Origin of the sequence: Streptomyces niveus, assembly GCF_001723055.1 — a bacterium.
GTDB lineage: Bacteria > Actinomycetota > Actinomycetes > Streptomycetales > Streptomycetaceae > Streptomyces > Streptomyces niveus.
Window position 1 is genome coordinate 1 of sequence record NZ_MDCR01000169.1, and the last position, 7,699, is coordinate 7,699.

Annotated in this window: 8 protein-coding genes; 5 read left to right on the forward strand and 3 right to left on the reverse strand. The window is 70.9% G+C overall.

Annotated features, from left to right (window positions below; genetic code table 11):
* Positions 1–251 precede the first annotated feature (251 nt).
* A complete protein-coding gene (locus BHU15_RS20640; protein ID WP_069628552.1) occupies positions 252–830 on the forward strand; it encodes a hypothetical protein in 579 nt (192 codons plus the stop codon).
* Here the strand turns inward: BHU15_RS20640 and BHU15_RS20645 are convergent.
* The 3 genes from BHU15_RS20645 to BHU15_RS20655 are packed head-to-tail and all read right to left on the reverse strand — an operon-like array spanning position 827 to position 3,002.
* On the reverse strand, positions 827–1,399 hold the full coding sequence (locus BHU15_RS20645; RefSeq protein WP_069628553.1) for a cob(I)yrinic acid a,c-diamide adenosyltransferase: 573 nt from the start codon (positions 1,397–1,399) through the stop codon (positions 827–829). The two genes, BHU15_RS20640 and BHU15_RS20645, sit on opposite strands and share 4 nt — an antisense overlap.
* 40 nt (positions 1,400–1,439) lie before the next feature.
* A complete protein-coding gene (locus BHU15_RS20650; protein ID WP_255293161.1) occupies positions 1,440–2,207 on the reverse strand; it encodes an ABC transporter permease in 768 nt (255 codons plus the stop codon).
* A 12-nt stretch (positions 2,208–2,219) separates the two neighbouring features.
* Positions 2,220–3,002 (reverse strand): ATP-binding cassette domain-containing protein, encoded by a 783-nt coding sequence (locus BHU15_RS20655; RefSeq protein WP_069628554.1) that lies wholly within the window; start codon positions 3,000–3,002, stop codon positions 2,220–2,222.
* Positions 3,003–3,119: 117 nt separating this feature from the next.
* Here BHU15_RS20655 and BHU15_RS20660 point away from each other — a divergent pair, with 117 nt between their 5' ends.
* The 4 genes from BHU15_RS20660 to BHU15_RS20675 form a co-directional block, all read left to right on the forward strand.
* The gene (locus tag BHU15_RS20660; protein ID WP_069628555.1) at positions 3,120–3,758 is read left to right on the forward strand and encodes a TetR/AcrR family transcriptional regulator; all 639 of its coding nucleotides are present in this window, start codon (positions 3,120–3,122) and stop codon (positions 3,756–3,758) included.
* A gap of 166 nt (positions 3,759–3,924) precedes the next feature.
* The gene (locus BHU15_RS20665) at positions 3,925–4,773 is read left to right on the forward strand and encodes a 3-hydroxyacyl-CoA dehydrogenase family protein (RefSeq protein ID WP_069628556.1); all 849 of its coding nucleotides are present in this window, start codon (positions 3,925–3,927) and stop codon (positions 4,771–4,773) included.
* A 222-nt stretch (positions 4,774–4,995) separates the two neighbouring features.
* Entirely contained in the window at positions 4,996–5,319 is a 324-nt protein-coding gene (locus tag BHU15_RS20670; protein ID WP_069628557.1) for an STAS domain-containing protein, read from the forward strand.
* A 249-nt stretch (positions 5,320–5,568) separates the two neighbouring features.
* Positions 5,569–7,699 (forward strand): AAA family ATPase (locus BHU15_RS20675; protein WP_069628558.1); only part of this gene is annotated, 2,131 nt, incomplete at its 3' end.

Consider the following 7,699-nt stretch of genomic DNA (forward strand, 5'->3'; position numbering starts at 1 on the left):
CCTGGGTGTGCAGCCCGAGCACCCACAGCAGCACACCGCCGAGCAGACCGGCCGCCGCGATCAGCACGTCCTCGCGGTGCGGACGGGGGAAAACGGTCACCCCTCCATCAAACACGGCGCCGCGCGCGGGCACCTCCACGTACCGGGTGAGGACGCGGTACATCGAAGGATGCAGTCACGGTTCGTCACTGGTGACGACGTTCCCGGCCCGGACGGGCGGGACGCTTGGAGGGAGCCGGAAGGGGGCTGTCGTGATCGTCACGCTGATCATCATCTGTGAGGTCGGATTCTGGGTGCTGTTGGGCCTCGGACTGGCCCTGCGGTACTTCGCCGGGATGCGGCGCGCCTCGGTCGCGGTGCTGCTGTGCGAGCCGCTGCTGGAGATCCTGCTGCTGGTCGTCACGGCGATCGACCTCAAGAACGGCGCCGAGCCCGACTGGAAGCACGGCCTCGCCGCGGTGTACATCGGCTTCTCCGTGGCCCTCGGCCCGGAGCTGATCAAGTGGGCCGACGGCCGCTTCGCCCACCGCTTCGCGGGCGGCCCGCCGCCGGTACGGCCGCCGAAGTACGGCAAGGCCCGCATGGTCTACGAGTGGAAGACCGCGGCCCGCTGGATCGTGGCGTCGGCCATCGCCATGGGGCTGCTCCAGGCGGCGATCTGGTACGTCGGCTCCGACGGCGAGACCGGATCGCTCCAGATGTGGCAGCAGAAGATGCTCGTCCTGATCGGCATCAACGTGGTGTGGGCGCTGGGCTACACGCTCTTCCCGAAGAAGGCCCCGGGCGGCACCGCCGACGCGGAGCGCGCCAAGTCGCTGAGCGAGCGCTAACGATCGCCGCCCGGCACCCACAGCACGTCTCCGACCTCCTTGTTGGCCACCCTGGCCAGGATGAACAGGAGGTCGGAGAGCCGGTTGAGATACGTCGCCGTCAGCGGGTTCATGATCTCGCCGTGCGTCTCGAACGCCGCCCACGTCGAGCGCTCCGCGCGCCGTACGACGGTGCACGCCTGGTGCAGCAGCGCCGCCCCCGGCGTACCGCCCGGCAGGATGAAGCTCCGCAGCTTCTCGACCTCCTCCAGGAAGAGGTCGCAGTCCGCCTCCAGCTTGTCGATGTACGACTGCTCGACCCGCAGCGGCGGGTACTCCGGCGCCTCGACCACCGGTGTGGAGAGGTCGGCGCCCACGTCGAAGAGGTCGTTCTGGACCCGGACGAGGACCTTCACGACGTCGTCCCTGAGCTGCCCCAGCGCGATCGCCGTACCGAGGGCGGCGTTCGCCTCGTTGGCGTCGGCGTAGGCGGCGATGCGCGGATCGGTCTTGGCGGTACGGCTCATGTCGCCGAGCGCCGTGGTGCCCTTGTCGCCGGTACGGGTGTAGATACGCGTCAGATTGACCATGCGGCCAGCCTAGGCGGATCCGGGCCCCGGGCGCTTCCCGTCAGGCGTCGGCCCCGCGGAAGACCCGGGCGCCGACGGTGAGCGACAGCGCCGCGAGGGCCGCCGCCGTCAGGACCCCGTACAGCATCGCGGCGCTCGCGTAGTCGCCCACGTATCCGGCCCGTACCGCGTCCACCAGGAACCGCAGCGGCACGAGGTGCGACAGCAGGTCCAGCCAGCCCGGGGCCAGTGTCATCGGCAGTACCAGGCCGGAGAGCAGCATCGCCGGCATCGTGAGCGCGTTGATGACGGGACCGAACTCCTGCGGCGTGGACACGTTCATCGCCAGGGCGTACGAGAGCGAGGCCAGCGCCGCGGCCAGCACCCCGACGAACGCGAACCCGACGAGTACCCCGCCCAGCGGCGCCCGCAGCCCCATCACCAGCGCGGCGAGGACCAGCAGCACCGCTTGGAAGACGAAGAGCGCCGCGTCGCGCAGCACCCTGCCCAGCAGCAGGGCCGGCCGGCTGACCGGCGTCACCCGCATCCGTTCGAGGACACCCGTCTGCTTCTCGATCAGCAGCGAGAAACCCGCGAACGAGGCGCCGAGCAGGGCCAGTTGCAGCAGGAGTCCGGGCACCAGGATCTGCCAGGAGTCGGTCTTGGGGTCGAGTGGGAGATCGGTCAGCAGCGGTCCGAAGAAGAACAGGAACAGCAGCGGCATCAGCACGCCGAACAGCACCTGGAACTTGGAGGACAGGGTCTGGCGGGCGTACCGCCCGAAGATCAGCGCGGTGTCCGACAACAGGGACGAGGGGAGTGGGGACACGAGAGGAGCCTCCTAGACGGCTACGGGAATGGCGTCGTCGGGCGCGGGAGCCCGCCCGGTGATCGCGAGGAAGGTGTCCTGGAGCGAGGCGCCGGGGGAGCCGCCGTACTCGCTCTTCAGCGCGGCGGGTGTGCCCTCGGCGGCGACCACGCCCCGGTCGACCACGACCAGCCGGTCGGACAGTTCGTCCGCCTCGTCGAGATAGTGCGTGGTGAGCACGACGGTCGTGCCGTGCTCGTCGCGGACCCGGCGGACCAGGTCCCACAGCCCGGCCCTGCTGCCCGGATCGAGGCCGGTGGTCGGCTCGTCCAGGAACAGCACCTCGGGATGGTGGGTCAGCCCCATCGCGATGTCCAGGCGCCGGCGCTGCCCGCCGGAGAGCGTCACGCACGCGCGGTCGAGCAGGTCGGACAGGTCGAGGTCGTGCGCCAACTCCTCGGCACGGAGCGCGGCTTCGGCCTTCGTCAGCCGGTAGAGCCGGGCCTGGGTGATCAATTCCTCGCGTACGGAGAGCTGCGGGTCGACGCCGCCTGCCTGCGCGACGTAGCCGATCCTGCGCCGTACCCGCGCGGGCTCCCGTACGAGGTCGAACCCGGCGACCGTCGCCGCGCCGCCGGTGGGCGCCAGCAGCGTCGTGAGCATCCGCAGCGTGGTGGTCTTGCCCGCGCCGTTGGGACCGAGGAGGCCGAGGATCTCCCCGGCGCGCACGGTCAGGTCGATGCCGCGCACCGCGTCGACGGTGCCCCGCTTGGTGGAGAAGGACCGGGCGAGCCCGGCCGTGCTGATGATTGCCATGACCCCAGAAAAACAGAGTCACTTAAATTTTGCAACGACTTAAAAAATGCAGAGCGCCCAGCCCGCTCTCCCACCGGCCACCCCGCCGGGCCCGCGGCGCGCCCTAAGCTGAGCGGCATGTCCGAAGGGCTCAGGGAGCGCAAGAAGCGCCAGACCAGGCAGTACATCTCCGACGTCGCCACGCATCTGTTCATCGAGCGCGGCTTCGACGCGGTGACCATCGCCGAGATCGCCGAGGCGTCGGACGTCTCCGTCAACACCGTCTACAACTACTTCTCGACCAAGGAAGACCTCTTCCTCGACCGCAGTCAGGGCGTCGTCGAGCGGCTCTCGCGTTTCGTACGGGCCCGTGACCCGGGGGAGTCGGCGGCCGACGCCGTCCTGCGCGAACTGCGCGCGGCGACCGAGACCGTCTCGCCCGCCCTGGGGCTGCACGCCGGCTACGACCGCTTCATGAAGGTGGTCCAGGAGTCACACTCACTCAGATCCCGGCTGTGGTTCATACAGCAGGATCTTCTGGTCCATCTGGAGAAGACGCTCCGCGAGGAGACGGGCGCCGGTGAGTCGGACTCGCTGCCCACCCTGGTGGCCGGTCAGCTCGCCTGGGCGCACGGCACTCTCGTGGCGTTCATCGGCCGGCTGATGCTCGCCGGCCGGACCCCCGAGGAGACCTCGCGCGAAGCCCTCGCGCTGCTCGACGACATCGAGGAGGTACTGGGCACCAAAGTGCTCAAGTACGCTGTACGGCAAGGCTGATGAGCCGCCCCGGCGCCCTGCCGGATGTGATGTCCGTCATGTGAGACGTGACGCGCATCTCTTCACCACCACAGGGCAGCTCACGACCGATAACCTCCGGCAGAGGGAAATGTAAAGCGCGTGTTAAGCCGCGCGCCGTTCCGGAGCGGAAATCAAGGGGTACGTCGTGGCCAGGAAGCTCGCCGTCATCGGTGCCGGACTCATGGGATCCGGAATCGCGCAGGTCTCGGCCCAGGCGGGCTGGGACGTCGTCCTGCGAGATGTGACCGACGAGGCCCTGGCCCGTGGCAAGGACGCGATCCGCGCCTCGTACGCCAAATTCGTCACCAAGGGCAAGCTCGAAGAGGCTGACGCGGACGCCGCGCTCGCCCGGATCACCACGACCACCGATCTGGACGCCGCGGCCGACGCGGACATCGTCGTCGAGGCCGTCTTCGAGAAGCTCGACATCAAGCACGAGATCTTCCGGACGCTCGACAAGATCGTCCGCGACGACACCGTCCTGGCCTCCAACACCTCGGCCATCCCGATCACGAAGATCGCCGCGGTGACGCGGCGCCCCGACCGGGTCGTGGGCGCGCACTTCTTCTCACCCGTACCGATGATGAACCTCTGCGAGCTGGTACGCGGCTACAAGACCAGCGACGAAACTCTCGCCACCACACGGGAGTTCGCCGAATCGGTCGGCAAGACCTGCATCGTCGTCAACCGTGACGTCGCGGGCTTCGTCACCACCCGTCTGATCACCGCCCTCGTCGTCGAGGCCGCCAAGCTCCAGGAGTCGGGCGTCGCCACGGCCGAGGACATCGACATCGCGTGCAAGCTCGGCTTCGGCCACGCCATGGGACCGCTCGCGACCGCCGACCTCACGGGCGTCGACATCCTGCTGCACGCCGCCGACAACATCTACACGGAGTCGCAGGACGAGAAGTTCGCGGCGCCCGAGCTGATGCGCCGGATGGTGGACGCGGGTGACATCGGGCGCAAGAGCGGGCAGGGCTTCTACAAGCACTGACATCGGCCGTTCCGCCCTCACCCCACCGGGTGAATTCGGTATCAGTTCGCTCACGAACGGCAACTTCCTCGGCCGCGCGGCTGTCAGTTGTTGCACAAAGGCATCTCACCAAGACATCGCACCCAGATGTCACACAAAGACATCGCACAGAACATCGCACAGAGACATCGCACAAAGACCGAGAAGACGGACGCGGAGCACATAAGCATTCGGGGAGCGCATATGTACATCAGGGGCGACCACGCCGAGCTGGTCGTCGAGGGCCGCCTCGACGTCCGCAGCGCGGCGGACGCCCGTACGGTCCTGCACTCGGCCGTCGACGACGGAGCCGGCGACCTGGTGCTCGATCTGACCGGACTCGATTCCTGGGACGCCACCGGCCTCGGCGTCATCATGGGCGCGCACCGACGGGCCGGACGGTGCGGGCGCAGACTCGTCCTGCGCGGTGTGCCGGCCCAGATGCAGCGCCTGCTGGTAGCCACCCGGCTGCACCGCATCCTCGCCATCGAGGGCGGCATCGAAGCAGAATCGCTTCCGCGCGTCTGAACCGGCCGCCGCGTCGCCCAACTCACCGACTCCGCCGGTGAAGCCGCTGTGAAGCCGCGCACAATCCTCACGAGACCGTGACGTCTCGGACGGGGTGGCACCCCGGCTGTTCCTGGATACTGTGCGGAGGTTTAGGGTTTCGGCCGTCGGCCGACCGACGACCCATACGGCGGGCACCGGACCAGAAGAGACAGCGGGGCGTGCGAGGCCGGGAGGGCAACCGCACGCCACGATCTGGGGGCTTTGACGATGAACCCGACCGATCCGATCCACCCGACGGACCCCGCCGACGCCGGGCGCGCCGACGAGAGACCCGCGGAGCCGGCCGACCGGCCGAACCCGTGGCTCACGCACCCGGCGCCCGCGCGCACCGTCGAGCTGATCTCGGGCGACTTCCTCATCACCGTCAACCCCGTGGACGGCAGCGAGATCGAGCCGTGCCCGCCCGGCTCGCAGCCGCCCGCCCCCGTGCGGCTCGACGCCGACGAGCGCGCCGAACAGCGCCGGGCCGGCCGACCGCCCATACCGCCGGGCCCCGGCGCGCCCCCGCTGCCGCTGCTGGAGCGCCAGGAGGAGCGCGAACAACTCGTCGGGCTGCTGGGCCGCGGACGCTCCGTACGCCTCACCGGGTCGGCGGGCTCCGGCCGTACCGCACTCCTCGAAGCGGTCGCCGCCGACTGCGAAGACCTCGCGCCCGACGGGGTCGTACGGCTCTCCGGCCACCACCGCACCGTCACCGAGCTGCTGTACGAGCTGTACGCGGCCGTGTACCGGTCCCCGCTGCACCGCCCCGACCGCGCGGGACTGCTGCGCCTGGTCGACGGCATCGGCGCGATCGTCGTCGTGGACGACCTCGAATTCGGCGGCGAGTCGCTGGACGAACTCCTCGAAGCCGCGCCCGAATGCGCCTTCCTCCTCGCCATCACCCCCGACGTCGAGGCGCCCATCTCGCGCTCGCGGCTCGAAGAGGTCCTGCTCGGCGGTCTCGGCCGCGGCGCCTCGCTCGACCTGCTGGAGCGCGCCACGGGGCGCCCGTTGACGGACGAGGAGGCGAACTGGGCGGGAGACCTCTGGTTCGAGTCCGAGGGGCTTCCGCAGCGCTTCGTCCAGGCCGGTGCCCTGCTGCGCGGGCGCGACCGGCTGCGCGGCGACGCCGAGCCGTACGAGGCGGACGGCGTCCTCGTGCACGAGCTGGCGGACGCGCCGTACGGCCAAGGGACCGGCCGGGGCGAGGAGTTCACCGGCGAGGGGCTCACCGCCGACGGGTACGACGCACCGCTGCCGACCCTCGGCGAGGGCGCGGCGCCCGCCGCGCTGCTCGCCTCCCGGCTCGGCGAGGCCGCGCGGGAGACACTGCGGTTCGCCGTCGCGCTCGGCGGCGAGGTGCCGCACCAGGCCCATCTGCCGGCCCTGGTCGGCGACACCCACGCGGACGCCGCCGTCGGCGAACTCATGAACGCCGGGCTCCTGTCACCCGTCGGCCCGCGCTACCGGCTCGCCGCCGGAGCCCTCGCCCAACTCCAGGCGCGGGGCTACGGCGACGAGGCCACGTCCCGCGCGCACGTCGCCGTGCAGCACTTCACCTGGTGGGCCGGGCACCCGTCGGTCACCCCGCGACGGGCCGCCACGGAGGCGGACGCGCTGCTCGCCGCGATGACACCCCTGGTGGCGAGCGGTGAGGCGGGCCACGCCAGCGCCGCCGTCCTGCTGGCCAGGGCCGCGGCGCCCGCGTTCCTCGCGGGGCTGCACTGGGGCGCCTGGGAGCGCGCGCTGCGGATCGGCCAGGAGGCGGCCAGGATCGCCGGGGAGGTCGCCGAAGAGGCGTACTTCCACCACGAGTTGGGGATCCTCGCGCTCTGCGTCGGGAGCCTGGACCGGGCCCGCGCCGAACTGGAGACCTCGATCGGCATGCGCGGGGCGGTGGCCGACAAGCGCGGCACCGTGTCCGGCCGCCGGGCGCTCGCCCTGGTCACCGACCGCGAGAACGGCAACACCCCGGCCGCCTACCGCGCGCCCGACGACCAGCCGCCGGTGTCGCCGCCGCGCGGGGTCTCGATGGTCGTACCCGTACTGAACCGCGCGGCGCCGGACGAGCGGCTGACGCTGGTGACGCGCCACGACGAGACCCCCTTGGCGGCCGGAACGGCCGGCGGGCCCGCGGCCCGCCGGCGCCGTCCGGTGCTGGGGGGCGCCCGTCGTAACCTGGTCGCCGCCGGCGCGGGCGCGGTGCTCGCCGCCGTACTGGGCACGGTCGTGACACTCGGGGCCTCGGGCAACGACACCTCGCCCAACGACCGGGTGCAGACGGACCATTCGGCGGACGACGACGGCTCCGGCGGATACGACGACGACAGTCAGACGCCGGCGGCGACCAGGTTAC